This is a genomic window from Roseovarius pacificus, assembly GCF_900142665.1.
GTDB lineage: Bacteria > Pseudomonadota > Alphaproteobacteria > Rhodobacterales > Rhodobacteraceae > Roseovarius > Roseovarius pacificus.
This window is the reverse complement of record NZ_FRBR01000007.1, coordinates 43091-59482: the sequence shown is the minus strand read 5'-3', so window position 1 is coordinate 59482 and position 16392 is coordinate 43091. Positions and strand designations below refer to the sequence as shown.

Here is a 16392-nt window from a genome sequence, read left to right as displayed (position 1 = left end):
GGGCTCACCACACCGAAACACCAGCCCACCGCCCTTGTGATATCAACAGGTTCCGGCAGAAACGCCCCGGTTCATCCGGCACTTATTCCAAGTGCGGCACGGTAAAGACCTGACCGGGATAGATCAGGTCAGGGTCGCGGATGCGATCACGATTGGCCTCGAAGATACGGACATACATCGGCCCCTCACCGTACCGTTCGCGTGAGATTTCCCACAAGGTATTGCCCGGTTGGACCGTTACGGCACGCACAGATCGAGAGGGGGCACCGGCATCCCCCACAAGATGCTGTGCTTCGCGCTTGAACGGTGTTTCGACACGTGATGTTACATTGCCCTGATCATCAAGTTCATCGACGCGCAGAGTGTAAACGCCGCTGTCCACGTCGGACAGTTCGGTATGCCACTGGCCCCCCGGAGCAACCCGCAACGAAGTGATCGGCTCATTGTTCAGATAGACGCGGATGAACCCGCCGCCTTGCGCACGACCCGACAGGGCCACCTTCCCCGCATCGGAATAGGTGATCGCATCCAGGGCGACGCTGGACATGACTTCGGGCGCGGCATCTTCGGGCCTGGGGGCCTGCAATACGCGCACACCGCTTTCGTCCGACAAAAGTACGGTTTGCACCGGCTCATCGTCCGGCAGGTCTGCAATCTCCTGTTGTGATATCTCCGCCTCGTTCTCCGGAGGTGCGGTCGTCGCAGGTGCAATGATAATTTCGTCGGCCGAAACGATATTTTGGCCGGTTTGCGGAGAATGCATCGACAGGGACAGAACTCTTGGCTCTTGGCTCGCTTCCAGCGTCAGGAATTCGACAAATTCACCGCCGGCATCGGGGATCAGCGTTTTCAAGCTCTGACCGTCCAGCAGGATGGAGATGTCCCAGCCCGGCTGCGCACGGCCTGCCACCAGCATACGGCCATCCGGCTCCAGCCGGAAAGAACTGATGCCGGGGGGCTCGGGCGTGGCAGGGGGGGTGACATCTGCGGCGGCTTCCGGCGTGTCGCTATCTGCCCTTTCCGCATCATCAGCGGCTTGGACCATCGTCCCTGTATCGCTTTCGGCCCTGGCCACTGCCTGAACTTCGGGTTGCGCATCCGGGACCAACGCCCCCGATACATACAGAGCGGCACCAATGGCAATGACAACCAATGCCACACCGGCTGCAATCACGGGCCCACCGATCATCCCTGGCGATTTGCTCATGCCATCCCCCCGACATGCCCGCACCCCATGTGCGTGGTTGCCGGACCATAGCAACAGCGATATCAGTGGTCAAAACAACCCTTTGAGAAACAGGACCATTCCCATGACCATGCGCTCGGTTTGTGTCTTTTGCGGCTCACGCGACGGTAACCGCCCCACCTATCGCGCCGCAGCCACGGAACTGGGACGGATGCTGGCGGATCAGGGGTGGCGGCTGGTCTATGGCGCGGGCGATGTCGGGCTGATGGGGGCCACTGCCAGAGCCGCACAAGAGGCCGGCGGTGACACTTTCGGAGTGATTCCGGTACATCTGATGCAGCGCGAAGTCGGCAAACGCGACCTCAGCCGCTTTGTCGTTACCGAAAACATGCATGAACGCAAAAAGGTGATGTTCATGAACTCGGACGCGATCGTGGTGCTGCCCGGAGGTGCCGGTTCTCTGGACGAGTTTTTCGAGGTTCTGACATGGCGTCAGCTGGGCCTGCACCGGAAACCCATTTTTCTTTTGAATACAGATGACTATTGGACGCCGCTTACCGGGTTGATCGACCATGTGATTGCCGAGGGCTTTGCCGATGACAGCCTGCGCGATTTCATTCGAACGGTCAGCGGCATTCAGGAACTTTCCAAAGCCCTGCGCGCGGCCCTGTCCTGACGCCAACTGGCGGTGGAATAGATTGCCAGAGCGGTCCAGATCATCCCGAAGGCCACCGCGTACCAAAGGCTGAAGGCCTCCTGGAAAATCAGCGTCGCGACAAGGAATTGCAATGTCGGGTTCAGGTATTGCACCAGCCCCACCGTGCCCAACCGCACCCGGCGCGCACCGTAGCTGAACAAGACCAGTGGCAAGCCGGTCAGGATGCCGGAAAACGCCAGAAGTGCATTGTCGCGCCATGAAACCCCGAAAGCACCGCCCGTTTCACCGGAATGCATCACCCAGAGAACCGCCAATGCAATCGGGGACAGCAGCAAAACCTCGGTCGTAACCGAAACGACCGGGCCCACGCTCAGCCCTTTCTTGACCAATCCGTAAAAGCCGAAGCTAAAGGCGAGGATCAGCGATATCCATGGCGCGACCCCCAGACCCACGGTCAGCGTGATTACCGCAGCGGCTGCCAACCCCACGGCCAGCACCTGCGCCCGGTCCAGTCTTTCACCAAACACGATCATGCCCAGAACCACCGAAACCAGCGGAAAAATGTAATAACCGAGCGATGCCTCGGTGGCCTTGCCAATCAGGATCGAGGTGATGAAAACGAACCAGTTGCACGAAATCATCAGCGCAGCCAACGCGATCAGAACTGCCGAGCGACGCACGGAAAGCGCCTGCCACACCAACCTGAGCCTGCCTTGCACCGACAATACGATCATAAAAAACAGCAAAGACCAAAGCGTGCGATGCGCCAGGATCTCGATAGGCGGGACATGAGACAAGAGCTTGTAATACAGGCCGCACAGACCCCAGATCGTGCAACAAACGATCAGCGCCGCCACCCCTTTGATCGACTCGTTCATGCCATGTCCGCCCTGCCCGATACGCGTTTTCGGATTACGCACCAGTGCTGGCGCAACCACAGAGCAATGACAAGGGCGAAAAAGAACGGCTATAGCCCCTAGCCAGCCGCAAGTGCCGCCTTGAGCAGGGTTTCGATTTTCGGCACGGGGTGGTTCGTCATGTCCTTGTCTACCTCGGCCACGACACGTGCACGCACTTCCTTGTGCAATCCGTCGCGCAAAGCCCCAAGCGTTTTCGGAGGAGCCACCAGCACAAGTTTCTCAAACGCCTTGCGCCCAACCAGACGATACAGGATATCCGACAACTCCGATGCAAACCGGTCCTTGGCCAGCATATGCCAGTCTGCCTCCTGCATCGCCGAGCGATGCCCTTCCCCCGTATCCGGCATTCGGCCCGGACGGTCGCTGACCTGTTCGCCATGCGGTGGGTTTTCCTGACTTTCCATGCGAATCACGCGCAGGAACGGGTCCTGCCGGTCGGTAACGTTTTCCAGAAACAGCGCCTTTTCGCCATCGGCCACCAAAACCCACGTGCCATGTGCCAGTTCGGTCATTTGTCATCCTCCTTCTGCGTTGCAATATCTTCCACGTAATTATGCCCCCATGATCTTAAAAGGCGATCATCAATAACACACGAAAAACCCCGCGCAGATTACTCCGCGCGGGGCCGATACCCGATTGGGAAATCCTCGCGCTTACAGACGCGAGGCGACGTTTTCCCAGTTCACGAGGTTATCCAGGAAGTTTTGCAGATACACCGGCCGCTTGTTACGGAAGTCGATGTAGTAGGAATGCTCCCACACGTCGCAGCCCAGCAGGGCGGTCTGACCGAAGCACAGCGGATTCACGCCGTTTTCGGTCTTGGTCACCTTGAGACCGCCGTCGGTGTCCTTGACCAGCCAGGCCCAGCCCGAGCCGAACTGACCCGCGCCAGCGGCGGCGAACTCTTCCTTGAATTTGTCGACCGAGCCGAAGCTATCGGTCAGAGCTTTTTCCAGTTCACCGGGCATACCGGTGCCGCCTGGCGCCATCATTTCCCAGAACTGGCTGTGGTTCCAGTGCTGCGAGGCGTTGTTGAAAATGCCGTTCTGTGCCACGGCGCCTGCCTGATAGGTGCCTTTGACGATGTCCTCGACGGACTTGCCTTCCCACTCGGTCCCGGCAATGGCCTTGTTGCCATTGTCCACATAGGCCTTGTGGTGAATGTCGTGGTGATATTCCAGCGTTTCTTGCGACATGCCGGACGCGGCCAGCGCGTCGTGAGCATAGGGCAGATCGGGAAGTTCAAATGCCATGTCAGGTCCCCTGTTCGTTAGAGCAATTACGTTTGACTACATGGTAGCCCCGGACCGGCAAGGTCAAGGGGCTGCCACATATTTCCGCGCAAAACTCTCAGGAAAAGAGGCTGACCTCGCTGCCGGGTGCGGCAGCCCCTTTGAGCAGATTGAACGCATATTCCGCCACCGAGCGGAAGCAGACGACCTGAACGCTGCTCTCATCCGGCATCCAGATCGCCGCCGGCACCTGCGCCATGCGCGAGCGGCGGAACTGACCGGGGGCAAAGGCCTCCGTGCGCATATCCACCGGGCAAAGCTTGGCAATCGCTTCACGCACAAGCGCACCATTCCCCGACAAGCGGAACATGGCCCGCGTGTCCGAAACATTGACCGCCAGATGATGCACCTTCGAGAGCGCATCGCGCAGGGATGCCTCGGTGTCGCTTACGCTCTCATAAGCGACGATCAGCAGCAATTCATCCGGTGACATCCACGCCACCCAGTTGCCGCCTTCACCCGCGATATGCCCTTGCTCGGGCACATTCAGGCCGGTTGCATCCTTGACCGCCTTTTTCATCTCGGGCGAGGCCAGATCGCCACGAAGGGTGATCATGCCTTGCAGGCCCATTTCCTCGACCGTGACGATCCCGTCGAAGGAGGCCCCTTTCAGTGCGCTGACTGCCTCAGACATTCTGCTTCTCCCCGTCCTTGTCATAGAAGATGGGTTCGACGATTTTCGCCTTGATCACTGTGCCGTCCACCTTGGGGAAGTCCAGAACATCGCCCATCCGGTCCGGCCCGTTCAGGACCAGCCCCATCGCGATACCCCGGCCCAGGGTCGGCGAATGATAGGTCGAGGTCACCCGTCCCTGCACATTGCGCTGACCGTTGGCATTGGTTCCGTCGGCAGTGGCATAAGCGCCATCGGGCAATGTGCTGCCGTCCAGCGTTTCCAGTCCCACCAGTTTCCAGCGGGTCGGATCGGTCATGTGGCTGCGCTCCTGAGCGCGTTTGCCAAGGTAATCCTCTTTCTTCTTCGAGATCGCCCACTGCATGCCCAGATCCTGCGGGATTACCGTGCCATCGGTCTCGTCCCCGATCATGATAAAGCCCTTCTCGGCGCGCATGATGTGCATCGCCTCGGTGCCGTACGGGGTGACGTTGAATTCGGCCCCGGCCTCAATCAGCTTGTCCCACAGTTCGCGACCGCGCGAGGCGGGAACCGCGAGTTCGAAGGACAGTTCACCGGCAAACGAGATGCGGAATACACGTGCGGGGATGCCACCCGTCAGGGTGATCTCTTTCCAGCCCATGAAGCTGAGGGCATCGCCGCCGATATCGTCATCGGTCAGCTTTTCGAGCACCTTGCGTGACTTGAGGCCGACCACGCCGATCTGGGCGTACTGCTCGGTCACGTTGGCGGTGTAAACCTTCCAGTCCCACCACTCGGTCTGCAACCATTCTTCCATGTGGCCGTGGATGTTCTCGGCTCCGCCGGTGGTTGTGTGGCAAAGGAACGTGTCCTCATCCAGACGCGCGACGACGCCGTCATCCATCAGGAATCCGTTCTCGTTGCACATCAGCCCATAGCGGCAGCGGCCAGGCTTCAGCGTGGACATCATGTTCGTATAGAGCATGTCCATGAACTTGCCCGCATCCGGGCCCTTGACGATGATCTTGCCAAGGGTCGAGGCATCCAGCATTCCGAGGCTGTCTCGGGTCTGCGTGATCTCGCGATGCAGGGCCTCTTCGATGGTTTCACCCGGCTTCTGATAGCAATAGGGCCTGCGCCATGCGCCCACCGGCTCCCAATAGGCGCCGTTTTCCTCGTGCCAGGCATGCATCGGCGTCTTGCGGAGCGGCTGGAAGGTTTCATTGCGCGCCTCACCGGCAATCGAAGCCAGTGAAATCGGTGTATAAGGCGGGCGGAACGTGGTGGTACCCGTCTGCGGGATCGGCTGGCTCAGCGAATCCGACAGGATCGCCAGACCGTTGATATTGCTCAGCTTGCCCTGATCCGTCGCCATGCCGAGCGTCGTATAGCGCTTGGCGTGCTCGACCGATTCATAGCCCTCGCGCGCGGCCAGTTGCACGTCGCTGACCTTCACGTCGTTCTGGTAATCCAGCCAGGCCTTCATGCGCAGCTTGATGCTCGCACCCTGCGGCATCATCCAAACGGCTTCGATCGGAGCCGCGGTTTCAGGTGTGGCGACTGGGGCCTCGGCCTTACCGGGCACATAGCCCGTCGCCTCGGCTGCGGCCTTGCCTGCTACATCGGCATTTTCCAACACCGTGGCCAGATCGAGATATCCATCGGCCGATCCTGCAGGGATCACGAAACGCTTGCCGTCGGCACCGGTCGGAGCTTTATCCCCATCGGGGCGAAACATGGCATTTTCGTCGTCCCACAACAGCTTACCACCGCAATGCGACCACAGGTGCACCACCGGCGACCAGCCGCCCGACATGGCGACCGCATCGCATTTGATCAGTTCCAGCGCCGCGCCTTCGCCAGCCTGGGTGCAGATTTCCACGCCCTCGACCCGCTTGCCGCCCTTGACCCTGGCGATTCCCTTGCCGTTTTCGACGCGAATGCCAAGAGCCGCGGCCTCACCGGCCAGAGCCCCACCGCCACCGGCTCGGGCATCGACGATCACCGGAACGTCAAGGCCCAGTTTTTTAAGGGTGATTGCAGTGCGATAGGCGTCGTCATTGTTGGTCACGACAACGGTACGATCCCCCACGGACACGCCATAATTCACCGCATAGTCACGCACCGCCGAGGCCAGCATGACACCCGGAACATCGTTTCCGGCAAAGCTGATCGGGCGCTCGATGGCCCCGGTCGCCGTCACGATCTGTCCGGCGCGGATGCGCCACAGGCGATGACGCGGGCTCTTGGCGCCGGGCTGATGATCGCTCACCCGCTCGTAGCCCAGAACATATCCGTGGTCGTAGACACCCGAGCCCATCATGCGGGTGCGCAGGGTGACGTTCTCCATTGTTTCCAGATCGGAAACGATTTGATCCACGAAGTTATCCACAGGCTGACCGTCAATCGTGCCACCATCCACAGGTGCACGCCCACCCCAATGGGGGGTTTGCTCCATCAACAGCACCTTGGCGCCCGCCTGCCCTGCGGCCTTGGCGGCTTGCAGTCCTGCCACGCCGCCACCGATCACGACGACATCGAAGAATGCATAGAAATGCTCGTAGCTGTCCTGATCGCGATCACGCGGTGCCTTGCCCAAGCCTGCGGACTGGCGAATGAACGGCTCGTAGATGTGTTTCCAGAAGGGGCGCGGGAACATGAACGTCTTGTAATAGAAACCCGCCGGCAGGAAGCGCGCCAGTTTCGAGTTCACGGCGCCGATGTCGAATTCGAGGCTGGGCCAGTGATTCTGACTGGTACAGGTCAGCCCGTCGAACAGCTCGGTCGTGGTGACCCGCTGGTTGGGTTCGAATTTGGCGTCCTCGCCAAGGCCCACCAGTGCATTGGGTTCTTCCCCGCCGCTGGCGACGATACCACGCGGACGATGATACTTGAACGACCGCCCGACCATCATCTGGTCGTTGGCCAGCAGCGCCGAGGCCAGGGTATCGCCCTCGACCCCCTTGAAGCGTTTGCCATTGAAGGTGAAATCCAGCGCCCGTCCCTTGTTCAGAAGACGGCCACCATTGGCCAGACGTGTGCTCATGCGAACTCTCTCCAGCTCCAGCCCGGCCGCTTGGCCGAGATTTTGTCTTTGATATCCTGCGGGGGTTCCGTGGTTTGCGCGCTATAGGTGCCGAACACCTCCAGCGTGACGGTGCAGCGCGCGGCATGGAACCACTTGCCGCAGCCATTGGCATGGCGCCAGCGTTCGAAATGCACGCCCTTGGGGTTCACCTTCTCGAACAGGTAGCCGTGGAAGTCCTCATCGCTCGAACCGGGGCCGAAGCGTTTGATATGCGCTTCGCCGCCGCCGTGGAATTCCGTTTCTTCCGCGGTCACACCGCAGCAGGGGCAGGTCAGGATCAGCATGTCATGCCTCCGGTGATCTGGGCGCCAGGTTTCTTTGGGAAATTCTGGCAAAACTCTTCGAAGAATTTCGTCTGTATTGCGGCCATCAGTGCGCCACCCCCGCGGCGACGCTCTCGTCGATAAAGCGGCCTTCCTTGAAGCGGTCCAGATTGAACTCGGCGGTCAAAGGCGAGTGCCCCTTGGCCATCAGTTCTGCAAAGCCCCAGCCGCTGCCGGGAATGGACTTGAACCCGCCGGTGCCCCAGCCACAGTTGATGAAAACGCCCTCGACCGGGGTTTTCGACAGGATCGGCGAACGATCACCGGTCATGTCCACGATCCCGCCCCACTGGCGCAGCATCTTGAGGCGGCTGATCATCGGGAAGGTTTCGACCAGCGCGCGCACGGTTTCCTCGACATGGTGGAACGAGCCGCGCTGCGTGTAATTGTTGTACCCGTCCGCGCCGCCGCCGATCACCATCTCGCCCTTGTCGGACTGGCTCATGTAGCCATGCACGGTGTTGGCCATCACGACCACGTCCATGCAGGGCTTGATCGGCTCGGACACCAGCGCCTGAAGCGCCACGGATTCGATTGGCAGGCGGAAGCCCGCCATATCGGCCAGATGCCCCGAATGCCCTGCGACGACGATGCCCAGCTTATCACAGGCGATATCGCCGCGATTGGTGGTCACACCCGTTACCTTGCTGCCTTCGCGGCTGATACCGGTGACTTCGCATTTCTGGATGATGTCCATGCCCATGGCCGAACAGGCCCGTGCATAGCCCCAGGCCACGGCATCGTGACGCGCGGTTCCCCCGCGCGGCTGCCACAGCGCCCCGAGAACCGGGTAACGCGGCCCGTCGATATTGATGATCGGCACCAGTTCCTTGACCCGGTTGGGCGAGATGAATTCAGTCGCCACGCCCTGCAACGCATTGGCATGTGCCGTGCGCTCATATCCGCGCACCTCGTGCTGGGTCTGGGCCAGCATCATCACCCCCCGCGGGGAATACATGATGTTGTAGTTCAAATCCTGGCTCAGGGTCTCGTACAGTCCGCGCGCCTTTTCGTAGATCGCCGCCGATGAATCCTGTAGATAGTTCGAGCGGATGATCGTGGTATTGCGGCCCGTGTTACCGCCCCCAAGCCAACCCTTTTCCAGAACAGCCACGTTGGTGATGCCGAAATTCTTTCCTAGGTAATACGCGGTGGCCAGACCATGCCCCCCCGCACCGACGATGATCACGTCGTATTTCTTCTTCGGTTCGGGAGAAGCCCAGGCCCGGTCCCAGCCCATATGATAGCGCAGGGCTTCGCGGGCGACGGCAAAGGCGGAATAACGTTTCATGCGCGCTCTTTCGAACAAGGTTGGAATCGCAGTCATGCTGCCATGTAAGCGTAATGCGACAGCTTGACCTGTCAAAGGATACCCCGCGCGGCATAAAACACCCGATATGCGACATCCGGTCGTTCTCCCAAAGATGCAACACCCCCTGCGCGCCTTTGCCTCTTTTTTCCATCCTCCGTGATGGCTACATGGAGGCACGAATTTGAGGAGAAACCATGGTGTTCTGGATCGTCACGGGCGCACTTGCGCTGATCGTCAGCGGAATCATCGGGCTTACGCTGGTGCGCGGTCGCGTTGGCGACAAGCCGCCAGCCGCTTATGACCTTCAGGTCTATCGCGACCAACTCAAGGAAGTGGATCGCGACCTCGCCCGTGGCGTCATCGGCGCGGAAGACGCCGAGCGCATCCGCGCCGAGGTATCTCGCCGCGTTCTGGCTGCCGATGCGCAACTGAAACGAGGTGGCGACAGTGGCGGACAACCCCGCCGCGGCGGACTGATCCTGACGCTTATGCTTGGGGCGCTCATGATGGGAGGCTCGCTGATGCTTTATGCGCAGCTAGGGGCGCCGGGGCTTGGCGACCTGCCGCTCAAGACCCGCATGGCAGCCTCGGACATGGCTCGTACCAATCGTCTGACTCAGGCGGATGCGGAAGCACGGATGCCCGCCACCGACATCGCGCCGGAAGCCAGCGAAGAATTTCTGACACTTATGGAGCGGCTCCGGCAGACTGTGCAGGAGCGCGACGGCGATCTGCGCGGCCTTACCCTGCTGGCGCGCAACGAAGCCGCGCTTGGCAACTACGTCGCCGCATACGATGCCCAGCAAAAAATCATCGACGCCAAAGGAGACGAAGCCTCGGCAGGCGACTATGCCTATTTGGCGGAACTCAAGATCAGCGCGGCTGGCGGTTACGTCAGCCAGGAGGCCGAACAGGCCCTGCGCGATGCACTGGAACGCAATCCTGAAATCCCGCCCGCGCGATATTACATGGGTCTTTACCTGATGCAGGTGGACCGCCCCGATGCCGCCTTCCGCACCTGGGATCGTCTGCTGCGGGAAAGCAATCCCAATGCCCCTTGGGTTCCGGCAATCCGCACCAATATCGAAGAACTGGCGTGGCGCGCAGGTGTCACCGATTACCAACTGCCTGATGCTCCTGCCGCGACACCGCCGCTCGCCGGACCATCCGCCGCCGATATCGAGGCCGCTGGCGACATGTCCGACGAGGACCGCCAGCAGATGATCGAAGGCATGGTGCAAGGCCTGTCGCAGCGTCTGGCCAACGAAGGCGGAACGCCGGCTGAGTGGGCGCAATTGATCCGTGTGCTTGGCGTGCAGGGCAAAACCGAACAGGCCGGGGAAATCTGGGCCGAGGCTCAGGGGGTTTTCGCCGAAATGCCTGAGGCACTGGACCAGGTCCGCGCTGCGGCGCAGGCGGCGGGTGTCGCGGAATGATCTGCGACGAGATCGCCGATTTCGCCGACGCATTGATCTCGGGCCGCCCGATCATCGGGCTTGATCTCGGGACCAAGACCATTGGCGTGGCGCTCTCGGACAGGCTTTTGTCCGTGGCCAGCCCGGTGGAGACGATCAAGCGCCGCAAATTCAGCCTCGATGCCGCGCGATTGCTTGAACTCTCGAGCGAACGCGAGGCCTGCGGGATTGTTCTGGGCCTGCCACGCAACATGGACGGAAGCGAGGGACCGCGCTGTCAATCCACCCGCGCCTTCGCCCGCAACCTGGAAAAGCTGACCGACCTCCCGATCACTTACTGGGATGAACGCCTGTCCACGGTCGCCGCCGAACGCGCTCTGCTCGAGGCGGATACGTCCCGAAAACGTCGCGCCGAAGTTATCGACAACGTCGCCGCCTCCTATATCCTTCAAGGTGCATTGGACCGTTTGAGGCACATGAGGGCAGCACAGTGACGGAAAACAAGGTCTGGACCCGCGACGAGGTCGAAAGCCCCTGCGTGCGCATTTGCGTCGTCCACCCCGAGGCGCGCATCTGTACCGGATGTTACCGCACCGTCGACGAGATCGCCCGCTGGTCGAAAATGGATGCCGATGAACGCCAGGAGATCATGGCCGCCCTGCCCGACCGCGCACCACTTCTGGCCAAACGCCGCGGCGGTCGTGCCGCGCGGCTCAAACGCAACGGCGGCTAACGTCGAAATAAGCGCCAGCCGTCATGGCAGTTCCAGCCAATCGCGTGTTCCGCCAATAAATTCCGGCCTGAAATACACAATCATTCGCCCCTCTTCAGGGGCCTGCGCGCTTTCGGCCCACGGTGCCACGCCATGCAGGGCAAACCGATGTACCAGATAGGCCTCGCCGGGTTTCGCGGCTATCTCGACACGTTTGCACTTGTCGAACACCTCGCACCGGGCAGCCTGATATACCTCGGTCAAATCCACCTCGGCCCACTCGGTTTCCGGCCATTGCCCAAGGGCCACCGTAAACATATCCCGCATGATCCGGTGGCTGCCTTCCCAAACAACGAAGGGACTTGCACCCGCATCGCAACTGGTCAGTGGCAGACCGAGAATATAGGCGTGACGCTCTTTCAACATGCGCCGCCGATCCGGCCCCACGGCCAGCACCCCATCCACATGCGCGGCATCGCGCTTCGCTCGATACCCAAACGCCGCATCGCTTTCCCCGTCGCGCGGGCGCGGATAGCCGGGATAGGTGACCGAGACCTGCCCACGATGCAGCGGCAAGGCTCCATAAAGCCGTCGTGCCAATTCCGTCGCGGCACCGTGCAAGGGGGCAGACCTCCCCACCGTTCCGTCAGGGCCGTTCGGCAAGGTATTGACCCCGACAAACCATGTTCCCCCGCACTGCAACCATTTGGCCTGTTCGTCCGCGTCAGCCACCCGCTCCGCAGCCACCGCGTGCGCCGCATGCGACCAACCCCGCACACTCTCCTCGGACGCGAACCGCACCCAGCCGTCGCGCAGAAGCGCCTCTACCATCCCAATGCCTTGCGTAGCATGTTCAGAGCCACGAGAGTCAGGAACACCGCAAAGACCCGCTTCAGCGGCTTGGGGTCCATGGCATGGGCCAGACGCACGCCCCATGGCGCGGTGATCATCGTCATCGCAATAACGATACCGAAAGCCACCAGGTTGACCGCACCAATGGTCAGCGGCGGGCGGTTGACCGGGTCGATTTCAAGAAACAGGAACCCAATCACCGATGGCACGGCGATAGTCACGCCAAACCCCGCCGCCGTGGCGACGGCGCGGTGGATCGGCACGTTGTACAGACTCATCAGCGGGACACCGAAACTGCCACCGCCTATGCCCATCAACACCGACAGGAAACCCACGAATGGCGACAGGATCGCGCGGGTCAGGCCGCGTGGCATCTCGGTCCCCAAACGCCAATGTGCACGCCCAAAACCCAGATAGGCCCCGATTACCACACCCAACACGCCGAAAATGCCTTGCAATGTGGTCGAACGCAGGCTCGCCGCCACCAGCACCCCCAGCACCGCCCCTGCCGCGATTCCCGGTGCCCAGGTGCGCAGGATCGACCATTCGACCGCGCCCTTTTTGTTATGGCTCAGAACCGATCGGACCGAGGTCACGATGATCGTGGCCAGCGAGGTGGCGAGGCAGATCTGCATCAATTGCGGACCATCATACCCCAAGGTCTGGAAAGTATAGAAAAAGGCCGGCACCAGCACGATGCCACCGCCCACCCCCAACAGCCCCGCCAGCACACCTGCGAAACCGCCGATGAACAACAACAGCAACAGCATCTGGATCAATAGCATCGTATCGGGCATAGCCGGGCCTTTCCTGTCGCGGTGATCGAAGCCTTACACCGGCAAGATTGAAAGGAAAAGCCGCCCGCCCGGGCAAACCAACAGCTTGCTATTCCGGTGGCTTGAACCGCAACAGACGGCGCGACACGCCCAAATCCATCACCGGACTGAACAAATCACGCAACAGGCTTGGTTTCTGGCTGTAAACGGCTGTCTCCGTGCTGGGATCCAGACGCAAGGCATCGTTTAACAGGATTTGGAGGATTTCCTCGTCGAAAGTATAGCGGCCCTGCCGACCTTCGGCCCGATCGGCTTGTTGATAGGATACCCATTTCATCAACCGCTTGCGGTTCGAGACATCCCGCTCCGGATAGACAAGGTAAAACCCGCTGTTCACCCGCAAACAGATATTATCCAGCATCCGCGCAACGCCGCGATAATCTTCGGGCACATGCCGTTTGGGAACATAATTGAACCGTTCCGGCTCGCCGTTGAGGAACACTGTCAGGGCCGTCCCCAGATCCATGCATTTTTGCGCCATTGCCCAGCCCAGAACCGGCACCGGATACATCGCCCAATCGTAAGAGCGCGCCAGATGACGCAACTGGTCCTCGTTGGCCTCCCGGACCATCTTCAGGTGTTCCTCTGGCGTACCATCAGACCAGTCGAACTCGTCGAAAGATTGCATGTATGACTCCGCCCATGAAAATCACCGGATGCGTTCCGGAATACGTGCCTTAAACTGCCGTTGAAAATCGCAAAGAGTTTGGAGCAATTGTGACCGACTTGGGGCCATTGCGGATTACCGCCGGTTTTATGTGTTCTCTCGTGCTGGCCACCCCGCCCGCACAGGCAGAGACCCCGTTGTCGCCAGTGCCTTACACCAACCTCGAACTCATGCTTGATGCGGCGATCCGGTTCGAGGCTCTTCCGCGCCGAGCCGAACCGGGAATCGCCCTTGATTCCCCGGTACGCGCGGGCCTTGCCTGGCTGGGAGAGCGATTGGGCGGGCAGTCCGTTTTCAACAACATGCAGCATGACAGGCTCAGCGGAGCACCACATACGCCCCTTTCAGTGGTAGCTGGCGCACCTGGTGCCTCTCTTTCGGCGGCATATCATCGCGGTTTCGGCTCGACCGCGCTGTTTCCACTTGGGCCAGCGGGATTTCCTGCGCTGAATTCGCGCGGCGAAGGCGCCGTCGCCATCCTTTTCGACCACGACCAACCCGCCTTCGGTCTGCGGGTGCACAGCGACTATGCCGCTCCGCTCGGGCAGGCCCGCCCACAAGGGTATGTGACACTCACCTTCTATACCCGTGAGGGCCACCTGATCACCCGCCATCGGCAGCGATTGAACACCGCGGTCACCGAACTGGGCTTTGCGCGGGCCGGTCACACGCCGGACATCGCCGCGATCACCATCACCAATGACGATCCCGGCGGCATTGCACTGGACGACATCCTCTATCAAACTGCACCAGCCGCATTCTGAACCAAGGGGCCCACATGCTCAGCCGTATCCTTTCCGCCCTGTCCAATCCCGAGCCCGAACCATTGCCCGAACCCGACGCCAATCTTGCACTCGGGGCATTGATGGTACGGGTGGCGAAATCCGATCACCGTTACCGGTTCGAGGAAATCAGCCGGATAGACAAATTGCTGATTCGTCTGCACCGCATCGGCCCGATCGAGGCTGCCAAGATGAGGGCCACCTGCGAAAAGCTGGAGCATCAGGCGCCGGACACCTCCGATCTGGGCCATCTGATCCGCGACAACGTCAGCCACGAGGCCCGCTGCGAGGCGCTCGAGGCCCTGTGGGAGGTGGTGCTTGCCGATGGCCGCCGTCGCCCCGAAGAAATCGCCGTTGTCGACGCGGCACAAGAGGCGCTTGGACTGAGTGATCACGACAATGACTCCGCCCGCGTCCGGGCTGAGGCGCAATAGCGCTTTGCGCCATCGCTCCGAAGCCCTATATCTTGCGCCATGTTTGCTGATCTTCTGAAAAACCTGTTCCAGCCAGAGCCGGAAACGCTCGACAATCTGGACGCTCGTCGCGCGTTGACCGCCCTTTTGGTGCGGCTGGCCCGCTCGGACAACAATTACTCGGCCTCCGAGATTATCCGCATCGATCGTATCATAAAGGCCCGCTTCGGGCTGGACGATGATGCCGCACTCAAATTGCGTACCGAGGCTGAATCGATCGAGGCCGAGGCCCCGGACACCGTGCGCTTTACGCGCGCCATCAAGGATGCCGTTCCCTACGAGGACCGAATCGGCGTGATCGAAGCCTTGTGGCAGGTTGCCCTTGCCGATGGCGCGCGCGATCAGGACGAGGATGCACTGGTGCGACTGGTGGCGAACCTGCTGGGCGTCAACGACCGCGACAGCGCTCTGGCCCGCCAACGGGTCGATACCCGCACGTGACCGCCACATCGCTGGCCAGCCTGCCCATGTACGACCGCCCCGAAACAGCGGCGGCCAACGACCGGCTTTGGCAAGCAATCCGCGCCGAACTGGGCTATGGTCCTCGGCATCTGACCCGCGACGGCGATCTCTGGGCACATTGGACCAGCTCCGACCTGTTGCTGTCGCAAACCTGTGGCTATCCGTTCCGCGCACGGTTGCATGACAAGGTCACCCTGGTCGCCACACCGGATTTCGATCTGCCCGATTGCCCCACTGGCCACTATTGCAGTGCGCTTGTGGTGCGCGTTGACGATCCGCGTCAGGCTCCGACTGAGTTCGCCACTGCCCGCTTTGCCTATAACGACCCACTCAGCCAAAGCGGATGGGCCGCGCCACAGAACTTCGCTGCCTTGCAGGGGTTCACCTTTTCCAATCCAAAGACAACGGGTGGGCACCGCGCCTCTGCCCTTGCCGTGGCCGAGGGACACGCTGACATCGCATCCCTGGATGCCCTGACATGGGCGCTGATCCAGCGTCACGACGACTTTTCCTGTTCCCTGCGTGAAATCGCCCGCACGCCCCCCACCCCGGCGCTGCCCTACATCACCGCTCCCGGAAACGATGCCGACGGCCTGTTTGACGCGCTCGAGGCCGCAATCGGTGCACTGACGGCATCGGATCGGCATGCCCTCGGGTTGCGCGGCCTGACCCGACTGCCTGCCCAGGCCTATCTCGACGTGCCCAACCCCGCGCCTCCACCTGCCGAAACAGCCTGACCCTGCGTCATTTCGGTCAGGAATCGCCCGGATCGGTCGTTTTGCAAGTTGCATCGCACCATTTTTTCGTCCCTATTGTCGG

19 protein-coding genes are annotated in these 16392 nt (G+C 61.0%); 8 read left to right on the top strand and 11 right to left on the bottom strand.

Features of this window, described 5'->3' with window-relative positions; translation table 11 throughout:
- Positions 1-82 precede the first annotated feature (82 nt).
- Positions 83-1207 carry a LysM peptidoglycan-binding domain-containing protein gene (locus tag BUB53_RS12860; RefSeq protein WP_073035184.1) on the bottom strand — a complete coding sequence of 375 codons (1125 nt, stop codon included), beginning with the start codon at positions 1205-1207 and terminating at the stop codon, positions 83-85.
- A gap of 103 nt (positions 1208-1310) precedes the next feature.
- Between BUB53_RS12860 and BUB53_RS12855 the strand changes: the two genes are divergently transcribed.
- The gene (locus tag BUB53_RS12855) at positions 1311-1862 is read left to right on the top strand and encodes an LOG family protein (RefSeq protein WP_073035183.1); all 552 of its coding nucleotides are present in this window, start codon (positions 1311-1313) and stop codon (positions 1860-1862) included.
- Here BUB53_RS12855 and rarD read toward each other — a convergent pair.
- The 7 genes from rarD to BUB53_RS12820 form a co-directional block, all read right to left on the bottom strand.
- On the bottom strand, positions 1823-2722 hold the full coding sequence (gene rarD, locus BUB53_RS12850) for an EamA family transporter RarD (protein WP_073035182.1): 900 nt from the start codon (positions 2720-2722) through the stop codon (positions 1823-1825). The genes BUB53_RS12855 and rarD overlap by 40 nt on opposite strands.
- A gap of 98 nt (positions 2723-2820) precedes the next feature.
- Positions 2821-3276, bottom strand: a complete 456-nt coding sequence (locus BUB53_RS12845) for a host attachment family protein (protein WP_073035181.1) — start codon at positions 3274-3276, stop codon at positions 2821-2823.
- Positions 3277-3417: 141 nt separating this feature from the next.
- Complete coding sequence (locus BUB53_RS12840; protein ID WP_073035180.1) at positions 3418-4017, bottom strand: superoxide dismutase; 600 nt, start codon at positions 4015-4017, stop codon at positions 3418-3420.
- 97 nt (positions 4018-4114) lie between these two features.
- A complete protein-coding gene (locus BUB53_RS12835) occupies positions 4115-4690 on the bottom strand; it encodes a sarcosine oxidase subunit gamma (protein WP_073035179.1) in 576 nt (191 codons plus the stop codon).
- Positions 4683-7697 (bottom strand): sarcosine oxidase subunit alpha family protein, encoded by a 3015-nt coding sequence (locus tag BUB53_RS12830; RefSeq protein ID WP_073035178.1) that lies wholly within the window; start codon positions 7695-7697, stop codon positions 4683-4685. The genes BUB53_RS12835 and BUB53_RS12830 overlap by 8 nt, the downstream gene beginning before the upstream one ends.
- Positions 7694-8023, bottom strand: coding sequence for a sarcosine oxidase subunit delta (locus BUB53_RS12825; protein WP_073035177.1), 330 nt, complete (start codon positions 8021-8023; stop codon positions 7694-7696). The genes BUB53_RS12830 and BUB53_RS12825 overlap by 4 nt, the downstream gene beginning before the upstream one ends.
- An 85-nt stretch (positions 8024-8108) precedes the next feature.
- A complete protein-coding gene (locus tag BUB53_RS12820; RefSeq protein WP_073035176.1) occupies positions 8109-9353 on the bottom strand; it encodes a sarcosine oxidase subunit beta family protein in 1245 nt (414 codons plus the stop codon).
- A 215-nt stretch (positions 9354-9568) separates the two neighbouring features.
- On the opposite strand from BUB53_RS12820, the gene ccmI reads away from it, so the two are divergent.
- The 3 genes from ccmI to BUB53_RS12805 are packed head-to-tail and all read left to right on the top strand — an operon-like array spanning position 9569 to position 11522.
- Positions 9569-10810: a c-type cytochrome biogenesis protein CcmI gene (gene ccmI / locus BUB53_RS12815; RefSeq protein ID WP_073035175.1), complete on the top strand. Its 1242-nt coding sequence runs from the start codon at positions 9569-9571 to the stop codon at positions 10808-10810.
- The gene (ruvX, locus tag BUB53_RS12810; RefSeq protein WP_073035174.1) at positions 10807-11283 is read left to right on the top strand and encodes a Holliday junction resolvase RuvX; all 477 of its coding nucleotides are present in this window, start codon (positions 10807-10809) and stop codon (positions 11281-11283) included. Before ccmI ends, ruvX begins: the two co-directional genes overlap by 4 nt.
- The gene (locus BUB53_RS12805) at positions 11280-11522 is read left to right on the top strand and encodes a DUF1289 domain-containing protein (RefSeq protein WP_073035173.1); all 243 of its coding nucleotides are present in this window, start codon (positions 11280-11282) and stop codon (positions 11520-11522) included. Before ruvX ends, BUB53_RS12805 begins: the two co-directional genes overlap by 4 nt.
- Before the next feature lie 21 nt (positions 11523-11543).
- Here the strand turns inward: BUB53_RS12805 and BUB53_RS12800 are convergent, their stop codons facing one another.
- The 3 genes from BUB53_RS12800 to BUB53_RS12790 all read right to left on the bottom strand — a co-directional run bounded on the left by BUB53_RS12800 (position 11544) and on the right by BUB53_RS12790 (position 13817).
- Positions 11544-12332 carry a hypothetical protein gene (locus BUB53_RS12800; RefSeq protein WP_073035172.1) on the bottom strand — a complete coding sequence of 263 codons (789 nt, stop codon included), beginning with the start codon at positions 12330-12332 and terminating at the stop codon, positions 11544-11546.
- Positions 12326-13150: a sulfite exporter TauE/SafE family protein gene (locus BUB53_RS12795; protein ID WP_073035171.1), complete on the bottom strand. Its 825-nt coding sequence runs from the start codon at positions 13148-13150 to the stop codon at positions 12326-12328. Before BUB53_RS12795 ends, BUB53_RS12800 begins: the two co-directional genes overlap by 7 nt.
- A gap of 88 nt (positions 13151-13238) precedes the next feature.
- The gene (locus BUB53_RS12790; RefSeq protein WP_073035170.1) at positions 13239-13817 is read right to left on the bottom strand and encodes a hypothetical protein; all 579 of its coding nucleotides are present in this window, start codon (positions 13815-13817) and stop codon (positions 13239-13241) included.
- A 128-nt stretch (positions 13818-13945) separates the two neighbouring features.
- On the opposite strand from BUB53_RS12790, the gene BUB53_RS12785 reads away from it, so the two are divergent.
- The 4 genes from BUB53_RS12785 to BUB53_RS12770 are packed head-to-tail and all read left to right on the top strand — an operon-like array spanning position 13946 to position 16310.
- The gene (locus tag BUB53_RS12785; RefSeq protein WP_143163209.1) at positions 13946-14620 is read left to right on the top strand and encodes a hypothetical protein; all 675 of its coding nucleotides are present in this window, start codon (positions 13946-13948) and stop codon (positions 14618-14620) included.
- A 14-nt stretch (positions 14621-14634) separates the two neighbouring features.
- Positions 14635-15072, top strand: coding sequence for a tellurite resistance TerB family protein (locus BUB53_RS12780; RefSeq protein ID WP_073035168.1), 438 nt, complete (start codon positions 14635-14637; stop codon positions 15070-15072).
- Positions 15073-15111: 39 nt separating this feature from the next.
- Positions 15112-15552 carry a tellurite resistance TerB family protein gene (locus BUB53_RS12775; RefSeq protein ID WP_073035167.1) on the top strand — a complete coding sequence of 147 codons (441 nt, stop codon included), beginning with the start codon at positions 15112-15114 and terminating at the stop codon, positions 15550-15552.
- A 26-nt stretch (positions 15553-15578) separates the two neighbouring features.
- Positions 15579-16310 (top strand): phosphate/phosphite/phosphonate ABC transporter substrate-binding protein, encoded by a 732-nt coding sequence (locus BUB53_RS12770; RefSeq protein WP_073035297.1) that lies wholly within the window; start codon positions 15579-15581, stop codon positions 16308-16310.
- Positions 16311-16392 lie beyond the last annotated feature (82 nt).

Coding starts and splice junctions, on each gene's coding strand:
- BUB53_RS12795 (WP_073035171.1), bottom strand. CDS start 13,150: ATGCCCGATACGATGCTATTGATCCAGATGCTGTTGCTGTTGTTGTTC.
- BUB53_RS12830 (WP_073035178.1), bottom strand. CDS start 7,697: ATGAGCACACGTCTGGCCAATGGTGGCCGTCTTCTGAACAAGGGACGG.
- BUB53_RS12785 (WP_143163209.1), top strand. CDS start 13,946: ATGTGTTCTCTCGTGCTGGCCACCCCGCCCGCACAGGCAGAGACCCCG.
- BUB53_RS12780 (WP_073035168.1), top strand. CDS start 14,635: ATGCTCAGCCGTATCCTTTCCGCCCTGTCCAATCCCGAGCCCGAACCA.
- ccmI (WP_073035175.1), top strand. CDS start 9,569: ATGGTGTTCTGGATCGTCACGGGCGCACTTGCGCTGATCGTCAGCGGA.
- BUB53_RS12770 (WP_073035297.1), top strand. CDS start 15,579: ATGTACGACCGCCCCGAAACAGCGGCGGCCAACGACCGGCTTTGGCAA.
- BUB53_RS12775 (WP_073035167.1), top strand. CDS start 15,112: ATGTTTGCTGATCTTCTGAAAAACCTGTTCCAGCCAGAGCCGGAAACG.
- BUB53_RS12860 (WP_073035184.1), bottom strand. CDS start 1,207: ATGAGCAAATCGCCAGGGATGATCGGTGGGCCCGTGATTGCAGCCGGT.
- BUB53_RS12825 (WP_073035177.1), bottom strand. CDS start 8,023: ATGCTGATCCTGACCTGCCCCTGCTGCGGTGTGACCGCGGAAGAAACG.
- BUB53_RS12845 (WP_073035181.1), bottom strand. CDS start 3,276: ATGACCGAACTGGCACATGGCACGTGGGTTTTGGTGGCCGATGGCGAA.
- BUB53_RS12840 (WP_073035180.1), bottom strand. CDS start 4,017: ATGGCATTTGAACTTCCCGATCTGCCCTATGCTCACGACGCGCTGGCC.
- BUB53_RS12820 (WP_073035176.1), bottom strand. CDS start 9,353: ATGAAACGTTATTCCGCCTTTGCCGTCGCCCGCGAAGCCCTGCGCTAT.
- BUB53_RS12855 (WP_073035183.1), top strand. CDS start 1,311: ATGACCATGCGCTCGGTTTGTGTCTTTTGCGGCTCACGCGACGGTAAC.
- BUB53_RS12835 (WP_073035179.1), bottom strand. CDS start 4,690: ATGTCTGAGGCAGTCAGCGCACTGAAAGGGGCCTCCTTCGACGGGATC.
- rarD (WP_073035182.1), bottom strand. CDS start 2,722: ATGAACGAGTCGATCAAAGGGGTGGCGGCGCTGATCGTTTGTTGCACG.
- ruvX (WP_073035174.1), top strand. CDS start 10,807: ATGATCTGCGACGAGATCGCCGATTTCGCCGACGCATTGATCTCGGGC.
- BUB53_RS12790 (WP_073035170.1), bottom strand. CDS start 13,817: ATGCAATCTTTCGACGAGTTCGACTGGTCTGATGGTACGCCAGAGGAA.
- BUB53_RS12800 (WP_073035172.1), bottom strand. CDS start 12,332: ATGGTAGAGGCGCTTCTGCGCGACGGCTGGGTGCGGTTCGCGTCCGAG.